General features: G+C 48.8%; 23 protein-coding genes and 1 other annotated feature. Of the genes, 2 read left to right on the plus strand and 21 right to left on the minus strand.

The window, feature by feature from the left end; translation table 11 throughout:
* Positions 1 to 71 precede the first annotated feature (71 nt).
* From pyrE to BN1360_RS22155, 9 genes are all read right to left on the minus strand, one after another.
* A complete protein-coding gene (gene pyrE / locus BN1360_RS22115; protein ID WP_068782018.1) occupies positions 72 to 713 on the minus strand; it encodes an orotate phosphoribosyltransferase in 642 nt (213 codons plus the stop codon).
* Positions 707 to 1,444: an orotidine-5'-phosphate decarboxylase gene (gene pyrF / locus BN1360_RS22120; RefSeq protein ID WP_068782019.1), complete on the minus strand. Its 738-nt coding sequence runs from the start codon at positions 1,442 to 1,444 to the stop codon at positions 707 to 709. Before pyrF ends, pyrE begins: the two co-directional genes overlap by 7 nt.
* 90 nt (positions 1,445 to 1,534) lie before the next feature.
* The gene (gene carB, locus BN1360_RS22125) at positions 1,535 to 4,747 is read right to left on the minus strand and encodes a carbamoyl-phosphate synthase large subunit (protein ID WP_068782020.1); all 3,213 of its coding nucleotides are present in this window, start codon (positions 4,745 to 4,747) and stop codon (positions 1,535 to 1,537) included.
* A gap of 5 nt (positions 4,748 to 4,752) precedes the next feature.
* Positions 4,753 to 5,886 (minus strand): glutamine-hydrolyzing carbamoyl-phosphate synthase small subunit, encoded by a 1,134-nt coding sequence (gene carA / locus BN1360_RS22130; RefSeq protein ID WP_068782021.1) that lies wholly within the window; start codon positions 5,884 to 5,886, stop codon positions 4,753 to 4,755.
* A 77-nt stretch (positions 5,887 to 5,963) separates the two neighbouring features.
* On the minus strand, positions 5,964 to 7,256 hold the full coding sequence (locus tag BN1360_RS22135) for a dihydroorotase (RefSeq protein ID WP_068782022.1): 1,293 nt from the start codon (positions 7,254 to 7,256) through the stop codon (positions 5,964 to 5,966).
* Between the two features lie 85 nt (positions 7,257 to 7,341).
* Positions 7,342 to 8,253, minus strand: a complete 912-nt coding sequence (locus BN1360_RS22140; RefSeq protein WP_068782023.1) for an aspartate carbamoyltransferase catalytic subunit — start codon at positions 8,251 to 8,253, stop codon at positions 7,342 to 7,344.
* A 1-nt stretch (position 8,254) separates the two neighbouring features.
* Positions 8,255 to 8,800, minus strand: a complete 546-nt coding sequence (gene pyrR / locus BN1360_RS22145; protein ID WP_068782024.1) for a bifunctional pyr operon transcriptional regulator/uracil phosphoribosyltransferase PyrR — start codon at positions 8,798 to 8,800, stop codon at positions 8,255 to 8,257.
* Between the two features lie 24 nt (positions 8,801 to 8,824).
* Positions 8,825 to 9,019: a hypothetical protein gene (locus BN1360_RS22150; RefSeq protein ID WP_195714294.1), complete on the minus strand. Its 195-nt coding sequence runs from the start codon at positions 9,017 to 9,019 to the stop codon at positions 8,825 to 8,827.
* 241 nt (positions 9,020 to 9,260) lie between these two features.
* Positions 9,261 to 10,514 carry an LL-diaminopimelate aminotransferase gene (locus BN1360_RS22155; protein WP_068782025.1) on the minus strand — a complete coding sequence of 418 codons (1,254 nt, stop codon included), beginning with the start codon at positions 10,512 to 10,514 and terminating at the stop codon, positions 9,261 to 9,263.
* 279 nt (positions 10,515 to 10,793) lie between these two features.
* On the opposite strand from BN1360_RS22155, the gene BN1360_RS22160 reads away from it, so the two are divergent.
* Positions 10,794 to 11,618, plus strand: coding sequence for a TraX family protein (locus BN1360_RS22160; RefSeq protein ID WP_068782026.1), 825 nt, complete (start codon positions 10,794 to 10,796; stop codon positions 11,616 to 11,618).
* 139 nt (positions 11,619 to 11,757) lie between these two features.
* On the opposite strand, the gene BN1360_RS22165 is transcribed toward BN1360_RS22160, so the two are convergent.
* A complete protein-coding gene (locus tag BN1360_RS22165; protein ID WP_068782027.1) occupies positions 11,758 to 12,699 on the minus strand; it encodes an RluA family pseudouridine synthase in 942 nt (313 codons plus the stop codon).
* Positions 12,696 to 13,193, minus strand: a complete 498-nt coding sequence (gene lspA, locus BN1360_RS22170) for a signal peptidase II (protein ID WP_068782028.1) — start codon at positions 13,191 to 13,193, stop codon at positions 12,696 to 12,698. Before lspA ends, BN1360_RS22165 begins: the two co-directional genes overlap by 4 nt.
* A 204-nt stretch (positions 13,194 to 13,397) precedes the next feature.
* On the opposite strand from lspA, the gene BN1360_RS22175 reads away from it, so the two are divergent.
* A complete protein-coding gene (locus BN1360_RS22175) occupies positions 13,398 to 14,129 on the plus strand; it encodes a TraR/DksA C4-type zinc finger protein (protein ID WP_068782029.1) in 732 nt (243 codons plus the stop codon).
* On the opposite strand, the gene BN1360_RS22180 is transcribed toward BN1360_RS22175, so the two are convergent.
* From BN1360_RS22180 to sigG, 10 genes are all read right to left on the minus strand, one after another.
* A complete protein-coding gene (locus BN1360_RS22180) occupies positions 14,116 to 14,499 on the minus strand; it encodes a DUF5665 domain-containing protein (protein ID WP_068782030.1) in 384 nt (127 codons plus the stop codon). The genes BN1360_RS22175 and BN1360_RS22180 overlap by 14 nt on opposite strands.
* A 1,044-nt stretch (positions 14,500 to 15,543) precedes the next feature.
* Entirely contained in the window at positions 15,544 to 18,636 is a 3,093-nt protein-coding gene (gene ileS, locus BN1360_RS22185) for an isoleucine--tRNA ligase (protein ID WP_068782031.1), read from the minus strand.
* 50 nt (positions 18,637 to 18,686) lie between these two features.
* Positions 18,687 to 18,967, minus strand: a binding site (T-box leader).
* Positions 18,968 to 19,077: 110 nt separating this feature from the next.
* On the minus strand, positions 19,078 to 19,608 hold the full coding sequence (locus tag BN1360_RS22190) for a DivIVA domain-containing protein (protein ID WP_068782032.1): 531 nt from the start codon (positions 19,606 to 19,608) through the stop codon (positions 19,078 to 19,080).
* A 131-nt stretch (positions 19,609 to 19,739) separates the two neighbouring features.
* Positions 19,740 to 20,522: a YlmH family RNA-binding protein gene (locus BN1360_RS22195; RefSeq protein WP_068782033.1), complete on the minus strand. Its 783-nt coding sequence runs from the start codon at positions 20,520 to 20,522 to the stop codon at positions 19,740 to 19,742.
* Between the two features lie 8 nt (positions 20,523 to 20,530).
* On the minus strand, positions 20,531 to 20,809 hold the full coding sequence (locus BN1360_RS22200) for a YggT family protein (RefSeq protein ID WP_082790169.1): 279 nt from the start codon (positions 20,807 to 20,809) through the stop codon (positions 20,531 to 20,533).
* 7 nt (positions 20,810 to 20,816) lie between these two features.
* Positions 20,817 to 21,269, minus strand: a complete 453-nt coding sequence (locus BN1360_RS22205; protein ID WP_068782034.1) for a cell division protein SepF — start codon at positions 21,267 to 21,269, stop codon at positions 20,817 to 20,819.
* On the minus strand, positions 21,269 to 21,961 hold the full coding sequence (locus BN1360_RS22210; protein ID WP_068782035.1) for a YggS family pyridoxal phosphate-dependent enzyme: 693 nt from the start codon (positions 21,959 to 21,961) through the stop codon (positions 21,269 to 21,271). Before BN1360_RS22210 ends, BN1360_RS22205 begins: the two co-directional genes overlap by 1 nt.
* 7 nt (positions 21,962 to 21,968) lie before the next feature.
* A complete protein-coding gene (gene pgeF, locus BN1360_RS22215) occupies positions 21,969 to 22,820 on the minus strand; it encodes a peptidoglycan editing factor PgeF (RefSeq protein WP_068782036.1) in 852 nt (283 codons plus the stop codon).
* Between the two features lie 464 nt (positions 22,821 to 23,284).
* Positions 23,285 to 23,620 carry a YlmC/YmxH family sporulation protein gene (locus tag BN1360_RS22220; protein ID WP_068782037.1) on the minus strand — a complete coding sequence of 112 codons (336 nt, stop codon included), beginning with the start codon at positions 23,618 to 23,620 and terminating at the stop codon, positions 23,285 to 23,287.
* A 137-nt stretch (positions 23,621 to 23,757) separates the two neighbouring features.
* Positions 23,758 to 24,540, minus strand: coding sequence for an RNA polymerase sporulation sigma factor SigG (gene sigG / locus BN1360_RS22225; protein WP_068782038.1), 783 nt, complete (start codon positions 24,538 to 24,540; stop codon positions 23,758 to 23,760).
* Positions 24,541 to 24,553: the final 13 nt, after the last annotated feature.

Here is a 24,553-nt window from a genome sequence, read left to right on the forward strand (position 1 = left end):
CCTAATGTATTAGCCAAGCTAACACTGGGGATGGGAATCGGAATATGGCTCTATAACTTCCTCTTGGCAGATTATTTACCGAAGGAAGACGGGTCTTGTCTCCACGATTTCAAGAGGTCGAGGTCCTCTGCCTTGATAACTCCACGTTCTACAGCCACATCGATCAGGGCGGAGTAATTGGACAGTGTCTGCAGCGGTACTCCCGCTTCTGCGAAGGCATGAACCGCCTTGTCCAGCTGGTAGCTGAAGATGGCCAGCACGACCAGGGGCTCTGCTCCAACTGCTCGGACTGCTTCGGCTGCCTTGATCGAGCTGCCGCCTGTAGAGATCAGATCCTCGATCACGATCACTTTCTGTCCCGACTTGATCAGGCCTTCAATTTGATTTTCCTTGCCGTGGCCCTTGGCCTTGTCGCGAATGTAAGCCATCGGCAAGCCAAGCTTCTGCGATACAAATGCAGCATGGGGAATTCCCGCCGTTGCCGTCCCCGCTATGACTTCGGCTTCCGGATAAGCCTCACGAATCACTGCCGCAAAGGATTCAGCGATCAGATCGCGGATTTCCGGATAAGACATCGTTAAGCGATTATCGCAATAGATAGGAGATTTGATGCCTGAGGTCCAAGTGAACGGTTCACGCGGACGAAGCGCAACTGCCTCGATATCAAGCAGACGATCTGCAATCTGATTAGCCATAGAATTTGTGTTTACCATGCTTGTTTCATCTCCTCAATAATTTGTAGTGCAGCTTCTCTCGGGCTTGGGGCAGAGATAATCGGTCTGCCTACGACGATGTAGTCCGTTCCCTGCTGCATAGCCTCAAGTGGAGTTAATGTACGCGACTGGTCGCCCGCAGCGCTTCCGGCTGGACGAATTCCTGGCGTAACCGTCTTAAAGTCCTTGCTACAAGCACTCTTAATTGCCTGCACTTCCAGCGGCGAGGCAACAACTCCATCTAATCCCGCTTCCTTCGTAAGCAGGGCATAGGAGACCACCGATTGCTCAACCGTTCCCGGAATCCCAAGCTCCTGATTCAGCATCGTCTGATCCGTGCTGGTGAGCTGGGTTACTCCGATCAGGATCGGCTGCTTTAATGCCGGAGAAGCGGCCATTGCTTCCTGCACGCCTTCCTTGGCAGCCTTCATCATCTTCAATCCTCCAGCGGCATGAACATTGAACATATCTACGCCGAGCGAAGTGATGCCAAACGCACCATTCTTGACAGTGTTAGGGATATCATGCATTTTCAAATCCAGGAAGACGGAATACCCGCGATCCTTCAATTCACGGACAAAGTCCGGACCTTCGCTGTAATAGAGCTGCATCCCTACCTTCATATAGCAAGGGATTCCCTCCAGTGTGTCGATGAGTTGTCTTGCCTGCTCCACCGTGGGGCAATCCAGAGCAACCATTAATCTTCCTGCGGCTTGTTCGAATATATTCATGCTTCTTGCCTTCCTCCTGTCATACTCACGGCCCCGAAGCTTAAGCCTCCGGAGCCGCATGAAATATCAATCTGTCTATAAGCTAATCTATTAAGTCCGTGGCATCGCCTGTGAAGAGAAGTTGAGCGTTTCAAGCATTTCCAGCAGTGCGCGGACTGTATCCAGCGAAGTCATGCAGACTACCCCGTTTTCCACCGCTTCGCGGCGAATCCGGAAGCCGTCGCGCTCCGGCTCTTTGCCTTTCGTCAGCGTATTGATGACGAAATGTGCTTGGCCGTTGCGGATCAGATCGAGAATGTTCGGCTCTCCGTCCTTCAGCTTGTTCACTGTGGTCACTCGGATATTCGCCTCTTCAAGCGCCGCAGCGGTGCCCGAGGTTGCGATAATCTTATAGCCCAGATTATAGAAGCCGCGCAGAAGTTCCACTGCCTCTTCCTTGTCTTTATCAGATACCGTAGCGATGATCGCTCCGCTAACCGGTATCTTCATTCCCGCCCCTACCAAGCCTTTGTACAGCGCTTTGGCATAACGCGGATCGCGGCCCATCACTTCACCGGTCGATTTCATTTCCGGCCCAAGAGTCGGCTCTACACGGCGCAGCTTCGCGAAGGAGAACACCGGCACCTTCACAGATACCTGCTCGCTCTCCGGCCACATGCCTTCTGCATAACCGAGGTCCTTCAGCTTCTGGCCAAGGATGCATTTCGTCGCTACGTTCGCCATCGGTATATTCGTTACTTTGCTCAGGAACGGTACTGTACGGGACGAGCGAGGGTTAACCTCGATCACATAAACTTCGTTCTGATAGATCACGAACTGGATATTGACCAGACCAACTGTCTTCAGCTCTTTGGCGATCCTGATCGTGATGTCGATGATCTTCTCCTTGAGCTCCGCAGATAGATGCTGCGGCGGATATACCGCAATCGAGTCCCCGGAGTGAACACCGGCCCGTTCGATATGCTCCATGATACCTGGGATCAATACGGTCTCGCCATCGCAGATCGCATCAACCTCGACCTCTTTGCCAAGCATGTAGCGGTCAATCAGCACCGGATGCTGGGGATTAATCTTCACCGCTTCCTCCATATAGCGAAGCAGGTCCTCGTCGGAGTATACGATCTCCATCGCCCGTCCGCCCAACACGTAGGATGGACGCACCAGAACCGGATAACCAAGCCCGCGAGCAGTCCCAACCGCTTCATCTACGGAGGTTACTGTGCTGCCCTTAGGCTGAGCGATGTTCAGTTTGGATAAGAGTGCTTCGAACCGCTTGCGGTCCTCCGCCTCATCGATGCTCTCCAAGGAAGTACCGATAATCCGTACCCCGGCCGCTTCTAATGGAGCTGCCAAATTGATCGCCGTCTGTCCGCCGAATTGGACGATAACTCCCAGCGGCTTCTCTTGCTCGATGACATGCATTACATCCTCGAAGAAGAGCGGCTCGAAGTACAAGCGGTCGGATGTATTGAAATCTGTCGATACTGTCTCCGGGTTGTTGTTGATAATGACGGCCTCGTAGCCGGCATTCTGAATAGCCCATACGGCGTGAACCGTAGAATAGTCGAACTCGATCCCTTGACCGATACGAATCGGACCTGAACCAAGAACGATGATCTTCTCTTTATCGGTATGGAGAACTTCGTTCTCCGTCTCATAGGTTGAGTAGTAATATGGCGTCGAGGCCTCAAACTCCGCCGCACAGGTGTCAACCATTTTATAGACCGGTCGGATGCCCTGCTCTTTGCGGAAGGCCGTTATGCTGGCTTCCGTCACAAGCGAGCCGCCAGGATGTCCGGCTGAGCGCAGCTCCGCGATAGCGCGGTCCGTGAAGCCCAGTCTTTTCGCTTCATACAAGGTAGCATTGCTTAATTCAATCTCACCGGAGATCCGGCTCTCAAACTGCACCAATCGCTCGATCTTATCCAGGAACCACCAGTCGATGCTTGTCAGGTCTTGAATCTCCTGCAGCTTATAGCCGCGGCGGAAGGCTTCAGCGACAAGGAACACCCGCTCGTCGTCCGCTTTGGTCAGGCGCTTGTTCAAGGTATCAGTATCCAGCTCTTCGGTTCCTTTTATATATAAACGGTTGGTTCCAATCTCTAGAGAGCGAACCGCTTTATGGATCGATTCCTCGAACGTCCGGCCGATGGCCATTACTTCTCCGGTTGCTTTCATCTGCGTGCCAAGCTTGCGGTTGGCGTGCACAAATTTATCGAACGGCCAGCGCGGAATTTTGCTAACGATATAGTCCAGCGTTGGCTCGAAGCAGGCATAAGTCTGACCTGTGACCGGGTTTATGATTTCATCAAGCGTATAACCGAGAGCGATCTTGGCCGCCATCTTGGCAATCGGATAACCGGTCGCTTTCGAGGCCAGCGCCGATGAACGGCTGACCCGCGGATTTACTTCGATGACGTAGTATTGATAGCTCTGCGGATCAAGGGCAAACTGTACGTTACAGCCGCCTTCAATCTCCAGCGCGCGGATAATCTTCAGCGAGGCCGAGCGGAGCATTTGATACTCCCGATCGGACAGCGTCTGGCTTGGCGCTACAACGATGCTATCGCCGGTGTGAACCCCAACCGGGTCGAAGTTCTCCATATTGCAGACTACGATACAGTTGTCGTTCGCATCGCGCATTACTTCATATTCGATTTCCTTCATGCCGGCGATCGACTTCTCAATAAGACATTGACCGATTGGGCTGTACCGAATACCGGAAGCGACGATCTCTCTTAATTCTTCTTCATTCATACAAATTCCGCCGCCAGTACCGCCAAGCGTATAAGCCGGACGGACAATCAGCGGATAACCGATTTCTTCCGCGAAGCGAAGCGCTTCTTCCAACGTTGTAATGATGGTGCTCTCCGGTACAGGCTGCTCCAGCTCTCGCATCAATTCGCGGAACAAATCGCGGTCTTCCGCCTTCTCAATCGAAGTCAGCTGTGTTCCCAGCAGCTTCACATTTTCACGTTCCAGCACACCGGCGCGAGCAAGCTCCACCGCCATATTCAGGCCCGTTTGTCCGCCAAGGGTCGGCAATAGTCCGTCCGGACGTTCCTGGCGAATGATCTGCGTTACAAAATCGAGCGTAATCGGCTCAATATATACTTTATCAGCCATATTCGTATCCGTCATGATCGTGGCCGGGTTGCTATTAATCAGAACAACTTCTACGCCTTCTTCTCTCAACGCTCGGCAAGCCTGGGTTCCGGCATAATCGAACTCGGCAGCCTGACCAATGACGATCGGACCGGACCCGATCACAAGAATTTTCTTCATTTCTTTATTTATCGGCATAGTTATTATTCCCCTTTCGCCCTAGCCATCAACTCAATTTGACGCGATTTTCTCGGATGTTGTCTTTTATGCTCACGGATCATATCAATGAAGCGGTCAAACAGATAGCTGTTGTCATACGGGCCCGGAGAGGCCTCTGGATGGTATTGTACCGAGAAGGCAGGGTACTTCTTATGTCTAACGCCTTCGACCGTCTTATCATTATTGTTGATATGGGTCACTTCCAGTTCTGTGCCCGCAATAGATGCCTCGTTAACCGTATAGCCGTGATTCTGCGAAGTTATATAGCAGCGGCCTGTTGCCAATTCCTTAACCGGATGGTTGCCACCGCGGTGGCCGAATTTCAGCTTTTCAGTATCGGCGCCACAAGCCAGCGACAACAGCTGGTGTCCCAGACAAATTCCGAAGATCGGATATTTGCCGAGAAGCTCAGAGATCATTTCAGCAGCGTAAGGTACATCTTTGGGATCACCAGGGCCGTTGGATAATTGAATCCCGTCCGGGTTAAGGCGGCGAATCTCTTCAGCCGTCGTGTTATGCGGCACAATGACCACATCGCAATCCCGTTGGTTCAGCTCGCGCAGGATACCGCTCTTCGCGCCAAAGTCCACGAGTACGATCCGTTCCTTGGTACCCGGGCTACTGTAGATATGCTGTGTAGAGGTTCGCGCTACTTGATTGCGCAGTTCATCGATGCTAGCTGCTGCTACCAGCTCCTGCAGTTCTTCGACCGACTTCGAGGAAGTCGTAAGGATTCCCTTCATTGTGCCATGATGACGAATAATCCGAGTCAACATCCGTGTATCAATATCTGTAATGCCAGGAATGCCATACTCCTTAAGTAAATCGCCCAGACTGCATTCCGCTCTCCAATTGCTTGGTCTTGGCTCATACCGACGTACGATAAAGCCGTGAATCGAAGGTGCAATTGACTCGAAATCATCGCGCGAAATTCCGTAGTTGCCGATCAGCGGATGCGTCATGGTGACGATCTGACCGCAATAAGAAGGATCAGACAGCACCTCTTGATATCCCGTAATCCCTGTATTAAAAACGACCTCGCCCGTTTTTTCCACTTCCGCTCCGAACGATTTACCTGTAAACAGCGTGCCGTCCTCTAATAACAATCTAGCCTGCATCCTCTTTGCACTCCTTTTTATACACTTCTATATTCTCTGGATCATCCTTCATTTCAAGGGCGACTTGCCCGATAATTCTACAACGTGTTACTCCACACCAGCTTCCCGCCAACAATCGTATCTGTCGGCCAGCCCTTCAGCTTCCAGCCCGTAAACGGTGTGTTGCGACCCTTCGTGGCGAACGTCTTCGGATCAACGCTGCGTTCTTGCTCAAGATCAATAACGGTTAGATCGGCAGGAGCTCCAGGCGCAAGCTTACCGGCAGATAGTCCGAATACCCGGGCCGGATCAGCTGTCATCCGTTTGACAAGCATCTCCAGGCTCCAGCGGCCTGTTGCCACGAACTTCGTATAGAGCAGCGGGAAGGCTGTCTCGAATCCGACGATACCAAAAGGTGCCTGGAGCATGCCCTTAGCCTTCTCCTCTTCGCTATGCGGAGCATGATCCGTAACAATGATGTCAATCGTGCCATCTTCAAGCGCTGCAATACATGCTTCAACATCTCGCTTGGATCTTAGCGGCGGATTCATCTTCCAGTTAGCATCTGGTCCGGGAATGTCTTCCTCAGACAGGACCAGATGATGGGGACAGATCTCCGTAGTCACATTGATGCCGATCTCCTTCGCTTGGCGAATCAGGCGGATCGACTGTTCGGTGCTGACATGGCATACATGGTAGTGTGCTCCTGTTGCTTCGGCGAGCAGAATATCGCGGCCAACATGAATCGCTTCTGACTCATTCGGGATTCCTTTGAATCCATGCTTTCTGGCAAATTCACCTTCAGCAACCGGCGCCCCTTCCACCAAAGAGTCATCCTCACAATGCGCGATGACCGGCATTCCCATAGAAGTGGCCTTTCTCATCGCATCCTTCATCATTTGAGCGTTTTGTACACCTACTCCGTCATCCGTAAATCCGATCGCTCCGGCTTCCTTCAACGCTGCAAAGTCGGTTAATTCCCGGCCTAACTCCCCTTTGGTAATCGCTGCGTAAGGCAGCACATTCACCAGCCCTGCTTGCTTGGCTTTCTCTTGAACAAGCTTCACCATGTCCGCATTGTCAGTTATCGGCCTCGTATTGGGCATACAAGCGATCGTCGTGAAACCGCCCTTTGCTGCAGAGCGGGAACCTGTCTCGATCGTCTCTTTATGTTCAAAGCCCGGCTCGCGAAGGTGAACGTGCATATCGATGAGCCCCGGTGTCACCAGCTTGCCATTAGCATCCATAACTTTGCTATCCGCTTCGATATTCACATCCGTTCCTGCGCTGTCCTCCACTTTATCTATTACACCGTTCTGCACATAGATTGTCTTCAGTTCCAGCTGTCCGTTCTCGTTCAATACATTTGCATTACGAATAATGAGTTGCATGGAAGATACACCGTCCTTATAGTCGTTAATTATTTCTATAGTATCGCTTATCAAAAATGATGGCTGCTTGGTCGCCAGCTGCGACCTAGTGCATTGCCCGTTCCATGACCGCCATCCGAATGGGGACACCATTTGCCATTTGCTTAAAAATTCTCGACTGCGCATGCTCTACCACCGCATCGTCAATCTCCACGTTGCGGTTCATCGGTGCAGGGTGCATGATGATCGTGTGGGGAGCAAGCTTGCCTGCTCTCTCTTCGGTTAGACCGTACTGCATGCGATAATCATCTTTGGATTTGAACAATCCTTCCGTATGCCGCTCCAGCTGTACACGCAGCATCATGACGACATCGGCGCAAACCGCCTCGTCCATCGGAACATAAGGAGCATATTCCGCCAGCTCCGGCGCGCGCATATTTTCGGGTGCGCAGAACTTCACATCTGCTCCAAATTTCTGCAATGCCCATAGATTGGAGCGTGCAACCCGGCTATGCTCAATATCGCCGATAATCGACACCTTAAGGCCTCTTAAGTCTCCAAAGTGCTGCTTCATGGTATAAAGGTCAAGCAGCGCTTGCGTAGGATGCTCATTTCTTCCGTCACCTGCATTAATCAGCGGAATGGAAAGCCGTTCTGCCAGTTCCTCCAGCACGCCGGAAGGCGCGAGCCGGATCACCTCTGCATCGACTCCCATGGATTCTATCGTACGGACCGTATCGTAGATGGATTCTCCCTTCTCTACGCTGGATGCGCTCGCTGAGAAGTTCAAAACCTCTGCGCCCAGCCTTTTCTGTGCCATTTCAAAAGAGAAGCGAGTCCGTGTGCTGCTTTCAAAAAACATGTTAGCCACGAATTTATCCTTTAGTACCGGAACTACTTTATCTGTCTGACTGTCCCAGAACGCCGCCCGTTCCAGGATCGAATTAATCTCAGCTGTGCTTAAATCTTTTAATCCGAGTAAGCTGCGTTCCTTTAAAGCCGATACGGTCGTTATCATTTTAGTGTCCTCCCCGTTGCTGCAAAATTCTGACTTCGTCGCTTCCGTCATTCTCCTCCAAGAGCACCTCAATCTCTTCGGCTCTCGAGGTCGGTACGTTCTTACCGATATAGTCCGGACGAATGGGGAGTTCGCGATGCCCACGGTCAGCCAGAACTGCCAGCTGAATGGCTTCCGGTCGGCCGCAATCCATGATTGCGTCCATCGCCGCCCGTATCGTACGCCCCGTGTACAGAACATCATCAATCAGGATGACAACCTTGTCGTGAATGGAAACCGGGAAATTAGCTTTCTCCGTGCCTCTTTCTTCGCTGGAACGATCATCCCGGTAAGAGGTGACATCCAGTTCAACCCAAGGAATGGAGACACCCTCGATATTCTCCAGCCGCTCAGCCAAGCGCTTGGCCAGGAATACCCCGCGGGTCTTGATTCCGGCTAACACACAGTTCTCAATTCCTTTATTGCGTTCGATAATCTCATGGGCGATTCTTGTCAGCGCCCGTCTAATCGCAGTTTCATCCATAATGACATGGCTTTCTACTTCCATCTCAAATGCCTCCTCGGGATTAAATTAATCCGGTTCCGTGAAAGGCGCATAAAAAAACTCCTTGCCTGGATCAGGCAAGGAGTCTCTTGGCCACAGTAAATAACCATGACTGTCATAAGGATCCCGGACATAATCACTAGATACTAGTGTGCCCAGGTATTCCCTCCACGTTACCTTGCCAGTCTCACGGGACTGAATTAAAGGTGCTATTTCGTTCATGAGAATTATGACAGATTGCGACTTCTGTGTCAAGATAGTCCGCCTGGAAAAGCAAGCTTTTTGGCTGCTGAAATTTTCAGCCCTATGCCTGCTGGAGTGAGATGTAACTCATTGGTTATAAATATACATTATAGTTAATAATTATTCAATACAATTTTTCCTCTCTATGGCAATAAATAAAGCGCCACTCCCTAAAATGAAGGAATGACGCTTCTTGTATTTGCTAGCTCTTAACCGGTTCTCAAAATTGAAACTTCACTTCACTCAATCTCCGCTTGATTTCCGCAATGACAGACTGCTCCTCCCCAACTCCGTGAGCTTCAAAAGTGACCGAGAAACGGACAAAATGTCCGGCATCATCCCACGGAACTGTGGAGATTAGCTTCTCCCGGATCAAATACTGCGAGAAATCCTCCGCTGATTCAAATTTTGGACCGCCCGCAACCCCCTTCGGAATCGCAACATAAAGGAAGAAAGAACCCTTTGGCTTCACGGCTCTGAATCCGAGCTCATTAAGCGCAGCCACCAAAAGATTGTGGCGTCTTGAATATTTGGCAGCGATGGCTTCCGTAATTTCCGGGTGGGCCAGACCGTAGGCGGCAGCTTTCTGAATAGCGATAAATTGCCCTGAATCGTTGTTATCCTTCACATCGCTGAATGCTTTGACGATTAATGGATTACCCGCCACAAAACCGATTCGCCAACCGGTCATATTGTACGATTTTGAGAGTGAATGCAATTCAAGGCCTACATCCTTTGCTCCAGGCACAGACAAGAAACTGAGCGGCCGAACACCATCATAAGTTAATGCTGCATAAGGCGCATCGTGAATGACAACTACATTATATTTTCGAGCCCAGGCGACGACCTCTGTGAAGAATTCCACAGTAGCGCAAGCTCCGGTTGGATTATTGGGATAATTCAAGTAGAGCAGCTTGGCCTTTACGGCGACATCTTCCGGGATGGAATTCAGATCGGGCAGAAAATGATTTTCCTCTGTTAACGGCACGGTGTATACAATTCCACCCAGATAATGCGTATGAGTTCCAAGAACCGGATAACCCGGCACTGTCATAATCGTAATATCACCAGGATTAATGAAGCAGGTCGGCAGCATGGCCAATGCCGGCTTCGAGCCGATGGAATGGACAATCTCCGTTGTTGGGTCGATTCCTTCCACCTGAAATACTTCCTGCAAATAACGGGCAGCAGCGATCTTAAAATCTGCGATACCGTTGTCAGCATATCCCCGATTCTCCGGCTTGCCTGCTTCTTCCGCCAGCCTGGCTACAATAGCGCTATTCGCCATATCGTCCGGCTCGCCTACGCCCATATCGATTAACGCCAGCTCCGGCCGTTCTTTCTTCGCTGCGGCCTTTGCCCGCTTTATTTTTTCAAATTTATAAATAGCTGTATCTTTACCGTAATTCGCCCCACCGATCCGCTCTGCAAACTGCTGTTGAATATACGTCTCTTGATACATCTCTATAGTCATTTTGTTTCTCCATCTCCTTATGAACATCCGTTCCAGTTCATCTTAATTAACCGCTGCATCATATACCGGAATGCATTGCGTTAGCCATATTAAATATGCTGTAAAACGCACCTCAAGAGAATGGATTAATCACCGGATCGTTTGTACTTTTTAGCTTAAGCATAATTTTAACTAAAATTAAACATCGCCTGCCTCTAATTTAACCTGCAGCCAGTAAGATTGCTGAAGAGCTGAAACTTGCAACAATAAATTTAATACTTGCGTTCGGAGGAATACTAAATGCTGCAAAAAGGTTTAAACGGATTTCAGATTAAGCTACTGGCGCTAATTTTTATGACAATTGATCACATTCATTTTGCGTTTCAAGGGGTATATGAAATTCCGCTCGCTTTCAACATAATAGGGAGAATGGCCGCCCCGATCTTTGTATTTATGGTTACAGAAGGCATGAGGCATACCCGCAATCGCGAAAAATACATGCTCAGATTATGGATTGGATCGTTAATTATGAATATCGGGAATTCTATTATAAGTGACCACTTCCCTTTAAAAAATGGCGGTATCATCAGTAACAATATTTTCTCCACCTTACTTATTATTTGTCTGCTTATCTATGGATTTGAAAAGATTGTAATCAGCTTAAAAGCAAAGCAATATTACAGGGTTCTAGGATTTTCATTGCTGACCCTGTTGCCGTTTATTAGCTATGCTTTGATTATGGCAATCACAAAAACGGGCTTTGAATCTCAATTTATGATGTATCTTCTTAGATTTATAATGACCGTATTCCCAAACATCATATTTACAGAAGGCGGTTATTTTGTTGTCTTATTAGGACTCGGATTTTATCTGTTTGGACAAAGCAGAACAAAACTGGGCGTCTTTTATCTGATAGCTTCAGCAGTCTATTTCTTCTTAAGTGTCGATTATTCATCTGTCTCGGCAATACTCGCAAGCGATGTTCAATGGCTAATGATATTGGCTTTGCCATTCCTGCTGCTGTACAACCGTGAGAAAGGCAGAAGCATGAAGTACTTTTTCTATCTTTACTATCCGCTGCATATTTATGTTCTGGTGATTTTATCTTACTACTTGGGGCGATAACTAAATATTAGAATTTATCTGGGGGAGCACTCAGGCCTTCAGATCCCAAAATGGCGAAAATACAAAAAGCAGCCTCTCCGGCAAAGGATTTGAAAAATCCGGTATGCAGAGGGACTGCTTTATTTATATTACTGCCGCTCTAGCGGCTGCGAAGCGATTGCAATAACATTTCCATATCATCCGGAATCGGAGCTGTGAACTCGATATATTGTCCGCTGGAAGGATGAATAAAACCGAGAACGGCGGCGTGGAGAGCCTGTCCATCCATCTTGATTCCTTTACTGCGTCCGTACATAGGATCTCCCACCAATGGATGACCGATGAATTTCATATGAACCCGAATTTGGTGCGTCCTTCCAGTTTCCAGCTTAAGCTCAACCAGCGTGTAGTCGCCAAATCGTTCCACCACATGAAAATGCGTTATTGCCTGCTTGCTGTTCTTCTCAATCACCGTATACATTTTACGATCCTGAGGATCGCGTCCAATCGGTGCATCAATGGTACCTTGATCATGACTCAGGTTGCCATGGACCAAAGCATAATATTTGCGCGTAACGGAATGCTCTTTCAATTGGGCGGCCAATGAGGCGTGTGCCTTGTCATTTTTGGCTGCCATTAACAGACCGGAAGTATCCTTATCAATCCGATGAACAATACCTGGTCGAATCTCGCCATTGATACCTGATAAGTCCTTGCAATGGGACATCAAGGCATTCACCAGCGTCCCGGAAGAATGACCTGGAGCCGGGTGCACAACCATCCCCCGCGGCTTATTTACGACGATGACATCCGCGTCTTCATAGTACACATCGAGCGGTATATCCTCAGGAATGATCTCCGTGGATTCCGCCTCCGGTATAGTCAGCGTTACGCGATCTCCCGTATTTACTTTATGATTCGCTTTTACAGATTCGCCATTCACAAGGATATGTCCATCCTCAATCCATAACTGGATCGCACTGCGTGAATACGCTTCTCCAAGCTGCTCTTTGACAAACTTATCGATTCTGTTCTTCTCAGCCGCTTCCCATTCATACGACTGCAGTTCAGAATCGATCCATTCTTGATCTTCCAAATTCATAGCTGTTCCTCTTGCTCCTGACCTGTACTGGATGCCTGCTTCTCTCTGCGAATATCCAGCAGGGAATCCAGCACAATAAGAATAACACCGATCACAATGCATGAATCCGCAAAATTAAAGATCGGAAAAGTATACGAACCAAAATTTAACTGCAAAAAATCGACAACCTCGCCACTAACCGCACGGTCCAGGAAATTGCCGACTGCGCCGCCAAGTACCAGCGAGAGTGCAATAGACAACATTTTCTTGCCTGTACGCCTTATTTTTTGCAAATACCAGATGATACCCACAACCACAACGACTGTAATCACGATAAAGAACCAGCGCTGCTCCTGCAGAATGCCAAATGCTGCGCCACGATTACGGCTCGACGTAATGAGGAAGAAGTTGCCAATTACCGGAATCTGCTCACCGATCATTAATTGAGTGGCGATTAAATACTTCGTTCCTTGATCAATTAGAAACGCAACCAATGCGATCAAAAAATAAATCACGCGGGAATTCACCTCATTTTTTCTTTTCCCTGCTGAATTTATCGGCAGGATTCACCACATGCAAGACCTGTCTATTGTAGCATAGCAAGAGGAAAACCGTCCATGCGCGAAAGGATTTTCCTCAGGTAAAACGCAGCGGTTTTGCGCAAAATATCGCTAAGACGAATTCTCTAATGACCTCGCCTCTAGAAAGGAGTTACCGATATGTCTCATTTATCCGAGCAGCAGCTCACTGAGCTTAAAAGCAAATTGAATGAATCTCGAAATGAAATCCAGCATCGGTTGAGCGATAATAACCACTATGGGCTTGAGGATTCTCTCCGTGATACCACGAATGAACTCTCGACGGTGGACAATCACCCGGCTGATCTCGGTACGGAGGTATACGAACGCGGTAAGGATCTAGCTCTTATCGAGCATAATGAGCTGCAATTAACCCGTATTGAGTCCGCTTTGCAAAAAATGAACGATGGAACCTATGGAATCTGCTCCACCTGTGGCAAGCCGATCAGCTTCGACCGCCTGAGTGCTATTCCTGAGACTGCTTATTGTAAGGAGCACAGCCCGCAAACCGTTCATTCAGTAGCGCGTCCTATTGAAGAGCAATTTCTGTATCCTCCGTTCGGCAGAAGCAGTCTGGATGAACACGAATATAACGGATTTGACGGTGAAGATGCTTGGCAGATTGTTGAGAGCTTTGGAAGCTCCAATACACCAGCGATGGCGGAAGATCGGGATATATCGGATTATAACGATATGGAGATTGAAGCTTCGTCAGAGCTGGATGGCTTCGTCGAACCGCTGGAAAGCTTCGTCGCCACCGATATTTATGGTGAGAATGTTTGCTTTTTCCGCAGCAAGCGCTGGAAACAATCGATGGATACCGGCGACTATGTGGATGATGACGAATTGGAAGGCGGCCCTAATACGTATTAAGCTCAAGCTGACGTTGAACAATCCGGACAATATCGGCAATATAATCTCCAATAATCGGTAAATTCAAAGCTCCTAGCACCTGTAAGACATAAATAATCGTCGCCGCAAAAAAAGTAAACCCGATGGCGATTCCTACCCCACGTGCCGTTCCTGACAATATATTCAGCCAAATTAGACGCCAGGGTCGATTCAGCAGCTCGGTATATTGAGCAATCCGCGATTTCTCCAGCTGCTGCGTCCATTGCAAGGTCAAACGATACATCTCGCTCATCTGCTCCTCGGGTGTCCCCGGCGGCTTATTAAACGGATCCTGATCTTCTACTTCTGTTTTCTCCGGGCTGACATTTGGCTTTCCTTTACGCCGAATCATTCCGGGCACCTCCGTTACACGTAAAGAAACGAGCCTGGGTACTGCTTTTCGCACCCCAAGCTCGTTCTTTGGGTTATTTGTTATTATAGCCTAAGTGGAAGTTCAAAATTCCGCCTTTGATCACGAAGTAACACTGTAAGTTTGTTCGACTTCGAATCTTGAATTCAGCCGGGGTCTCCGGTGCTCTCGTACAAACTGCGTACGCTCCGCTCCTCTACCCCTAGCTTCATCCAACCTTCTCGATGCTGAAAACCGGAATGTTTGAACCTTTATTGAACTAGGAAGTTCAAAATTCCGCTTTTGATCACGAAGTAACACTGTAAGGCTGTTCGACTTCGAATCTTGAATTCAGCCGGGGTCTCCGGTGCTCTCGTACAAACTGCGTACGCTCCGCTCCTCTACCCCTAGCTTCATCCAACCTTCTCGATGCTGAAAACCGGAATGTTTGAACCTTTATTGAACTAGGAAGTTCAAAATTCGGCTTTTGATCACGAAGTAACACTGTAAGGCTGTTCGACTTCGAATCTTGAATTCAGCCGGGGTCTCCGGTGCTCTCGTACAAACTGCGTACGCTCCGCTCCTCTACCCCTAGCTTCATCCAACCTTCTCAGTGCTTAAAACCGGAATGTTTGAACCTTTATTGAACTAGGAAGTTCAAAATTCGGCTTTTGATCACGAAGTAACACTGTAAGGCTGTTCGACTTCGAATCTTGAATTCAGCCGGGGTCTCCGGTGCTCTCGTACAAACTGCGTACGCTCCACTCCTCTACCCCTAGCTTCATCCAACCTTCTCGGTGCTGAAAACCGGAATGTTTGAACCTTTATTGAACTAGGAAGTTCAAAATTCCGCTTTTGATCACGAAGTAACACTGTAAGTTTGTTCGACTTCGAATCTTGAATTCAGCCGGGGTCTCCGGTGCTCTCGTACAAACTGCGTACGCTCCGCTCCTCTACTCCTAGCTTCATCCAACCTTCTCGGTGCTGAAAACCGGAATGTTTGAACCTTTATTGAACTAGGAAGTTCAAAATTCCGCCTTTGGAATTTTAGGATTCGATGTGAACTCCGATGGTCTTCGTACCCAGTTCAATCGTCTCCGACCCCGCCGGCTTGCCGAACGACACATCGGTGATCAATACATTCTCACGAAGCACATGTTCAAAAGCGACGATCGCTGCCTTCAGCTCATCATCCACATCCAGCGTCAAATGAACTCTCTTCTCAATCGGCAGGTCCAGCTTCTTCCGTGTATCCTGAACAGCACGTACAACCTCGCGTACCCATCCCTCTTGCTCAAGTTCTGCAGTAATGTCCGTGTTTAGCGCTACGGTCAACCCATAGCCTGATGCAGAAGCAAAACCTGATTTCGCTTGCTTCTCGACAAGCAATTCCTCGGAAGTAATATGAAGCTCCTCACCTTCAGGAGAAGTAATACTCATATAACCATCCGTAACGATCTGACGCGTCTGATCAGCAGCCAGATTCTTAAGATGATTCTGCAGGAAGCCGATGTTCTTGCCATATTTCTTGCCAGCAACGCGGAGATTCATCTTAAGTGTAAAGTCAACAAATCCGCTGTCGCTATGCTCAACTTCGATCTGCTTCACATTGATCTCATCTTTGATGATCTCTTTGTACTCGGCAAGCGCGAAATCACGATTTATAGAAACAATCAAGCTAGAAAGCGGTTGACGCGTCTTGATCCCCGTCTCATTGCGGACGTTACGTGCCAACTCGACGATCTGCCGCGCGGTCTCCATATCCTGCTCCAGCGCCTCATCGATCATCGCTTCGTCACAAGCTGGATAATCAGCAAGATGCACGCTCTCTCCACCGCCCAGATTAGTGAAGATGTCCTCAGCCAGCATCGGTGTGAATGGAGCCATCAGCTTGGACAAGGTCAACAGCACATGAGTCAAAGTCTGATAAGCCGACAATTTGTCTTCCCCGAGTCCGCTGCCCCAGAAGCGATCGCGCGAGCGGCGGATATACCAGTTGCTAAGCTCATCGATGAAGTTTTCAATCGCTTTTGACGTATTCACAAAATCGTTAACGGCAACCCCTTTGTCCACGAGACGAATCAAGCTGTTCAATCTGGACAGAACCCAGCGATCCAGCTTGTTGCTGGACGGACGGTAAAGATGCTCCTCCGGCTTGTATCCATCAATACCGGCATAAAGAGTCAGGAATGCATGGGTATTAACAAGCGTATCCACCACTTTGGACTTGGCTTCGGCTACAATCCCTTTGGAGAAGCGCTTATTATTCCATGGTGCGCTATCGGACAGCAGCGACCAGCGGAAAGCATCTGTCCCCAGCTCATTAATGATCTCCCAAGGATTAATCACATTCCCCTTCGATTTCGACATCTTCAAGCCATTTTCATCAAGGACAAGCCCTGTAGCGATGACTGATTTATACGGCGCTTTGCCGGTGAACAGGGTCGACACGGCCAACAGGCTGTAGAACCAGCCACGCGTCTGGTCAATGCCTTCACAGATCATATCCGCCGGGAATTGGCTGGCGAAAGTCTCCTCATTTTCAAACGGATAATGATGCTGGGCAAATGGCATGGAGCCGCTGTCGAACCAAACGTCAATAACTTCCGATGTCCGTTCCATAACGCCGCCTTGACAATGCGGGCAGCTTACCTTCACTTCATCCACATATGGCTTATGAAGCTCCAGGTTCTCGCTAACTTGCCCCACGGCATGAGCACGCAGTTCAGCAAGACTATGCGGAGCAAATTGACCGCCACAATCCGGGCAGACCCAAACATTCAGCGGCGTTCCCCAATAACGGTTGCGGCTGATATTCCAATCGACCAATTCCTCGAGGAATTTGCCGAAGCGCCCGTCACGGATATGCTCAGGATACCATTGCACCGTGTTGTTATTAGCGATCAGCTGATCTTTGACCGCGGTCGTCTCAATGAACCAGCTCTCCATCGCATAATAGAGCAATGGGGATTTACAGCGCCAGCAGAACGGGTAGCTGTGCTCATACTTCTCCTTGCTGTAGAGCAGCCCTTTCTCTGACAGGGTTTTGACGATATCCAGATCACAATCCTTAACGAAGCGTCCGGCGAAATCGCTCACGGTATCTGTGTAACGTCCCTGACCGTTCACTACACTAACGAAGCTAATACCGTTCTCACGGCAGGTCCGATAGTCATCCTCACCGTGAGCGGGAGCCATGTGGACGATACCTGTACCGCTAGTATCGGTAACATAAGAAGCACCGACGATGACATTGATTTTGTCAGCCTGAATATAAGAGAATGGCGGTGTATAGGTTTTTCCCACCAAATCGCTTCCCTTAAGGCTTGATACAATACTGTAGTCGCCTTTCATGACTTTCTCTACGAGGTTCTTGGCAACAATATATACTCCATCCTCCTGCTGCACCCGTACATATTCCATCTCGGGATTCACCGCCAGAGCAACGTGTGCTGGCAAAGTCCATGGCGTTGTCGTCCAAGCGAGCACATATTCACCACTGTCATCCAGCTTGAATTTGGCTGTGGCGCTCAGATCCTTTACATCCTCATAGCCTTGGGCCACTTCATGGGAGCTCAGTGTCGTCTGACAGCAAGGGCAATAAGGGCTGACGCGATGTCCCCGGTAGAGCAAGCCTTTCTCGTGAATCGTGGCCAGGATATTCCACACGCTCTCGATATAGTTATTTTCCAGCGTAATGTATGGATGATCCAGATCGGTCCAATAAGCGATAGCTTCGGTAAATTCGCGCCATTGCTTCTCATAGCCGAACACGCTATCCTTACATTTCTTCACAAATTCCTCGACACCATAATTTTCGATCTCCTGCTTGCCGGAAATGCCAAGCTCCTTCTCCACGCCAAGCTCGACCGGCAGTCCGTGTGTATCCCAGCCCGCTTTACGAACGACGCGGTATCCCTTCATCGTCTGATATCTGCCGATAAAGTCCTTGATTACCCGTCCGAGCACATGACCAATATGCGGCAGTCCATTTGCGGTGGGAGGCCCCTCGAACAAAACATAGTTTGGGCGGTCAGCACGATTTTCGATACTTCGCTTGAACGTATCCTCCTTCGTCCACTTATTCAAGATGCGCAAATCGCGATTGCGCGCTCCTTCTTTGACATCTACTTTTTGCATCGTAATCTTTCTTCCCTTCTTCATGGAAAATAAAAAAAAGCCCCGCCCCAAAAAGGGACGAGACTCTATCTCGCGTTACCACCCTTGTTCCATAATGCCAACGTTCGCACGAATTCCTTCCTGCGCCCGGGCCTATGACACTCAGCTCCATACATGCATATGGGTTCGGTATAACGGCCGACCGCCGGCAAAGGCTTACTTTCTAAAATTCTACTTCAGCCCTGCTTCTCCGGGAGGATATTCCGCCTGCGTCCTGAACATTGGCTCTCAGCCTATGCCAACTCTCTGCAGATCAAATACGCAACGTACTTGTTCCCATCATCAAATGTCTGATTCAATTGGTGTGCAGCAGCTGCACAATATGATATTATATATAACTTATTGTCATTCGGATGTCAACCTGCCAGGCATACAGAATACGCAGATTCAACTGAACGACTCCTAGTAGATTTCCTTGGCTTCACGTTCACGCTCTCGCTCCCGTTCACCTTCATATGAACGTTCCAGCTCGCGAGTCTCTAGCGTATCCCAACCATCCCCGCTTAACAGATCGAGTTGAGCTTCTACCAGAGTGCGGAATCTTGCCCGATAGATGGAGGCCTGCTTCTTCAGCTCTTCTACTTCCATTGCGATCCTGCGAGACTTCGCCAATGCTTCATTCACGATCCGGTCAGCGTTCTTCTCCGCTTCCTTCACGATAAGCTGCGATTCCTTCTTGGCATTATTCTTCACTTCATCGGCCGCTTCCTGAGCGACGATAATCGTCTTGCTCAGCGTCTCCTCGATGTTGGCAAAATGATCAAGCTTATCTTGCATCGAGAGCAGCTGGTTGTGAAGCTCTTTATTCTCTCTAATTACAATTTCATAATCTTTAATGACCTGATCCAGAAATTCATTAACTTCATCCTCATCATAACCGCGAATCCGTCTGGAAAACTCCTTGTTATGTATATCCAGCGGTGTTAATGGCATAACCGCACCTCCTATAGAATTCGATCCCTTCCTCTTCGGAAAGACGCTTGCTTTATATAATATACAATCGGACAAATCATTTTCTGGGTTTAGACAATTTCGACAACAATCCCCGATCTCCTGCTAGCGAGTCACACAAATTTGCCAATTTTCACACGAAGTCTGCCTTTTTTTGTCACTCCGTCTGCCTCCAATACTTTGAAACGGCCAAATCCTTGCAGCGCGACAATATCGCCGGCCTTTAAAGGAGCCGAAGGATCCTCCTCGGTCTTCCAGTTCACCCGGCAGCGGCCAGCCTTGATGGGCACCAGTATTTTACTGCGGCTCAAACGAAATACATCACTGACGATTCCATCGAGACGCAATGAAGCAACGGTCAGATCCATCTCCTGCAGTTCAGCATTCACGGGCTTTAGCGCTGACAGCTCCATCACTTCAGTCATAACTCCAATCCGGTGCACCTGGCGCAAATGAAGATCAAGATAGTCGACGATCTCTTCCGTTACGACGACCTGACAGCCGTCTTCATGCACCTGGATATCCCCGATTTTATCCCGTTTAAGTCCCAGACCGAGGATAGCGCCCAGGTAATCACCATGCTGCAGGGTTATAAATTTCTGATCGCCTGAAGTGATGTTAAGCACCTTCATCTTCATTGGCTCATGCTCCAGCTCCCTATAATCCGGAGCTATGAAGGCGCGGCACCTCTCCGCGCCTTCATAGCCGCCATCTATCCGCACAGCGACATCCGGATGGCGATTGGCCAATGACTCCAATATAAAACATTGCCGCGGATCCAAAAAGTCAGTCAGCTTGACTTCATGGTATTCCCCGGCATTAACGACCCATTCGGAGGCGCGATCGACAAATTGGCGCTCCTCTGGCTTGAAATGCTCATAAACTTCGATCTTCATTGGCGCCACTACCCAACGAACACATAGTTGAGTACACTGGTTAGTCCTACGGCCGCCAGACGAAGCACAAACAAGGCAACAATCGGGGAAATATCAATCATCCCCATAATCGGGGGAATAAATCTGCGGAAAGGAGCCAGGAACGGCTCTACTAATTTCCCCAGCAATTCACCGATAAAGCTATCACGAGCATTAGGAAGCCAGGACATCAAAATGTACACAAAAATCATAGTGAAATAAATATTATACGCTATCCATACAACGTTATTGATTGCTACTGAAGACAAGCTGTCATCACCTCGTTATTCTGTTATAGTCTATTTCCTCAGATAGTATCTCAGTAATCGCTCCCTGAATTTCAACAGTATCTGGCGTACACAAGAAAATATTGCCGCCTATCTTTGAAATACTGCCGCTCAAGGCATAGATGGTACCACTGAGAAAATCGATGATCCGCATGGCCTGATCGTTACGGACGCGCTGCAAATTAACAACGACAGAGCGGTGAGACCGCAAATGATCGGCAATTTCCTGCGCTTCGTCATAAGATCTTGGTTCATACAGTACCATTTTCACATTTTTTTGCGAATGGATGCTAACCACGTTATTTCCTCTCTGATTCTTACGGGTTTCAAAGCTGGGGGTTTCATACTCAGGCTCTTCCAACTGAGAAATTCCTTCGCGTTCCACAATTTCTTCTTCTTCCTGGAGTCCTAAGAAATTCATAAATCGATTCATAACTCCCATTATTCTTCCTCCCCTTTCCCCACTAAAATAGTACCGAGGCGTACCCAGGTTGCTCCCTCTTCAATCGCTATTTCAAAATCACCTGACATTCCCATCGATAGTTCAGTCATCGGCTCACGTGTAACCTTCTTAGTATTAAGCTCATCGCGCAATTCACGAAGCCTGCGAAATACGGGCCGGGTCAGTTCCGGATCTTCCTCAACAGGAGCCATCGTCATAAGCCCGATGACCTTAATGTGAGGATATCTTTCCATTTCCTGCAGAAAAGCCTCGACCTCGCCAGGTTCAAGCCCTTGCTTAGTAGATTCTCCTGATACATTCACTTGTACAAAAGCGAGCACTTCTATGCCGCTTGCTGCCGCCCGCTTGTCCACTTCCTCTGCCAGCGAAATCCGGTCCAAAGAATGGATATATTTAAATTTGCCTACGACATCCTTAACCTTTCTGCTTTGCAGGTGGCCGATAAAATGCCATGTTCCCCGGCCTTGCAGGGCTTCCCATTTGGGGATCGCATTCTGCGGACGATTCTCTCCAATATGGAGAATCCCATGGTCAAGCACGGTTTGCGTCATCTCAACTGACACATATTTGGTTACGGCGACGATATTTACGTCGTTGCGGTTGTGTCCACTGCGGTCGCAGGCCGCTTTGATGCGTTCTTCTACATGCTGTATCCGATCTTGAAGTGACAAGAAAGGATCACCTCTCTTTCATGCCAATCCAACTCGCCATTCTCCCCGTTATCCCTTGATCCTTGCGATAAGAAAAGAATTTATCATGATGACAGCTCGTACACCATGATGTACATTCGATATGAGTCGGCAATATTCCTGCTTTTATCATAATGATTCGATTCAATTCTTTCAAGTTCAGCATGAACTTTCCTTCATTTTGTGATGTATGGGCCACATCTGTAATCAATCCGGACGCCCCGATCTCTCCAAGCGTCTCCCTGACCCTGGCCATTACCACGTCATCAACCTCGTAACAGCATTCCCCAATGCTGGGACCAATAGCCGCATGAATATCGTTCACAGCAGAGCCGAACTCACTCTTCATCGTGCCGATTACGGCTTCAGCAATACGCAATACCGTTCCCTTCCAGCCTGCATGGGCAAGCGCCACAGCCCGCTTGACGGGATCGATAAAATATAGCGGAACACAGTCTGCATAAAAAGACGTCAAAAGAATTCCTGGGACATTTGTAACGAGTCCGTCACAATCCTGCAAGGCACCTGCCAGGTCTCGATAGCCCTTCCCACGATCGTCTGCGCGCACCACAGCCACTCGATTCCCATGCACCTGCTGCCCACAGGTCCAAGACTCCGCTTCAAATCCAAGCGATTCGGCAAGTAAGCTCCGGTTCTGCAGGACCGCCTCCGGATCGTCATTAACGTGAAGGGCCAAATTAAGACTATCATAAGGGGCTTTACTTACCCCGCCGTGTCTTCCGCTAAAGCCCGCGCTCAAGTCGGGCATCCTGAGCTGCCAGGAATGCAGCTCGTATCTCTCGGGTTGTTGTCCATTATCGTTGCTGATATATGGTTCCATCATTCATCCCCTCACTCATCTCATACCCATATTTAGAGGTTATTCAAAAAACCGCCTTTGATCTCGATGTAATACTGATAGCTTATTCGACATCGAATCTTGAATTCAGCCGGGCCTTCCGGTACTCTCGTACAAACTACGTACGCTCCGTTCCTCTGCCCCTGGCTTTATCCAACCTTCTCGGTGCTGAAAACCGGCTTTTTGAACCTTCATTTTAATGTGGTTATTCAAAAAACCGCTTTTGATCTCGATGTAATACTGATAGCTCTTATTCGACATCGAATCTTGAATTCAGCCGGGCCTTCCGGTACTCTCGTACAAACTACGTACGCTCCGTTCCTCTGCCCCTGGCTTTATCCAACCTTCTCGGTGCTGAAAACCGGCTTTTTGATACACGCACACTATTAGACTATTACAGTGTAACATAATTAGACACTCCCCGGCTCAAAACAAAGCCGCAGCGGTTAGCTGCGGCGCTCGGCTCTTCCGTCCCGTTCGATATAGACGGTTGTCTCATACTGCTGTTGAACTTTAGGCTCTCGCAATTCATCCATTTTCACCAATACGACATCCGCCCCGATCTTGACGATGTTCTTCCATGGAATAACAAGATCGGCGCCTCCTCCGAATATGCCCATGAACTTCGTGTTAACAGGGATTACGATCGCCTCAATGATCCCCTGGCGAAGATCAAGCTCCAGGTCACTAATATGACCCAGTCTCTTCCCGTCAATCACATTGATAACTTCCTTTGTCTGAAAGTCGGAGATCTTCATACTCGCCCTCACTACATTTTCCATACTGCCTGCGCCCCCTCGCCACAGCCTCTCGCTCCTATATCATATGAGCCGGACGTACAGAAAAGCACTGCCCATAATGATGTACAAGCCGCAAAATAGAAAAGACCCCTTGTACAACAGGGGTCTTATTACATAAGTTAAGACTTTACATGCTTCTGCATTTGTAAGATGGCGGATTTCTCCAGTCTCGATACTTGGGCCTGTGAGATTCCGATCTCATCAGCTACCTCCATCTGTGTCTTGCCTTCAAAGAAGCGCATCGACAGAATCATCTTCTCGCGATTGCCTAGCCGCTGCATCGCTTCGCGCAAGGCGATCTCCTCAATCCATGACACATCCTTGTTCCGATCGTCGCTAATCTGGTCCATCACATAGATCGGGTCGCCCCCATCATGATAGATGGGCTCGAACAATGAGACGGGGTCCTGAATCGCATCAAGTGCAAACACAACATCTTCCTTAGGTAATCCGAGTGCTTCGGATATTTCAAATATCGTCGGTTCACGTGAATTCTGGTTCGTTAGGCTATCCCGCATCTGCAGCGCCTTGTAGGCGATGTCACGCAGGCTGCGCGATACACGGATCGGATTGTTGTCGCGCAGATAGCGGCGAATCTCACCGATTATCATCGGCACAGCATAGGTTGAGAATTTGACGTTCTGCGATAAATCAAAATTATCGATGGCTTTCATAAGTCCGATGCAGCCGACTTGAAACAGATCGTCTACATACTCCCCCCGATTGTTGAAACGCTGGATGACACTCAGCACGAGTCTGAGGTTGCCATTCACTAACTTTTCTCTGGCTGATCTTACGTGATCCTGCTGTAAAGAGTGGAACAATTCACGCATTTCCGCGTTGGTTAGAACGGGCAATTTTGCGGTATCCACACCGCAAATCTCGACTTTGTTACGGGTCATCGTGTCTTACCTC

Origin of the sequence: Paenibacillus sp. GM2, from assembly GCF_900069005.2 — a bacterium.
Classification (GTDB): Bacteria; Bacillota; Bacilli; order Paenibacillales; family Paenibacillaceae; genus Fontibacillus.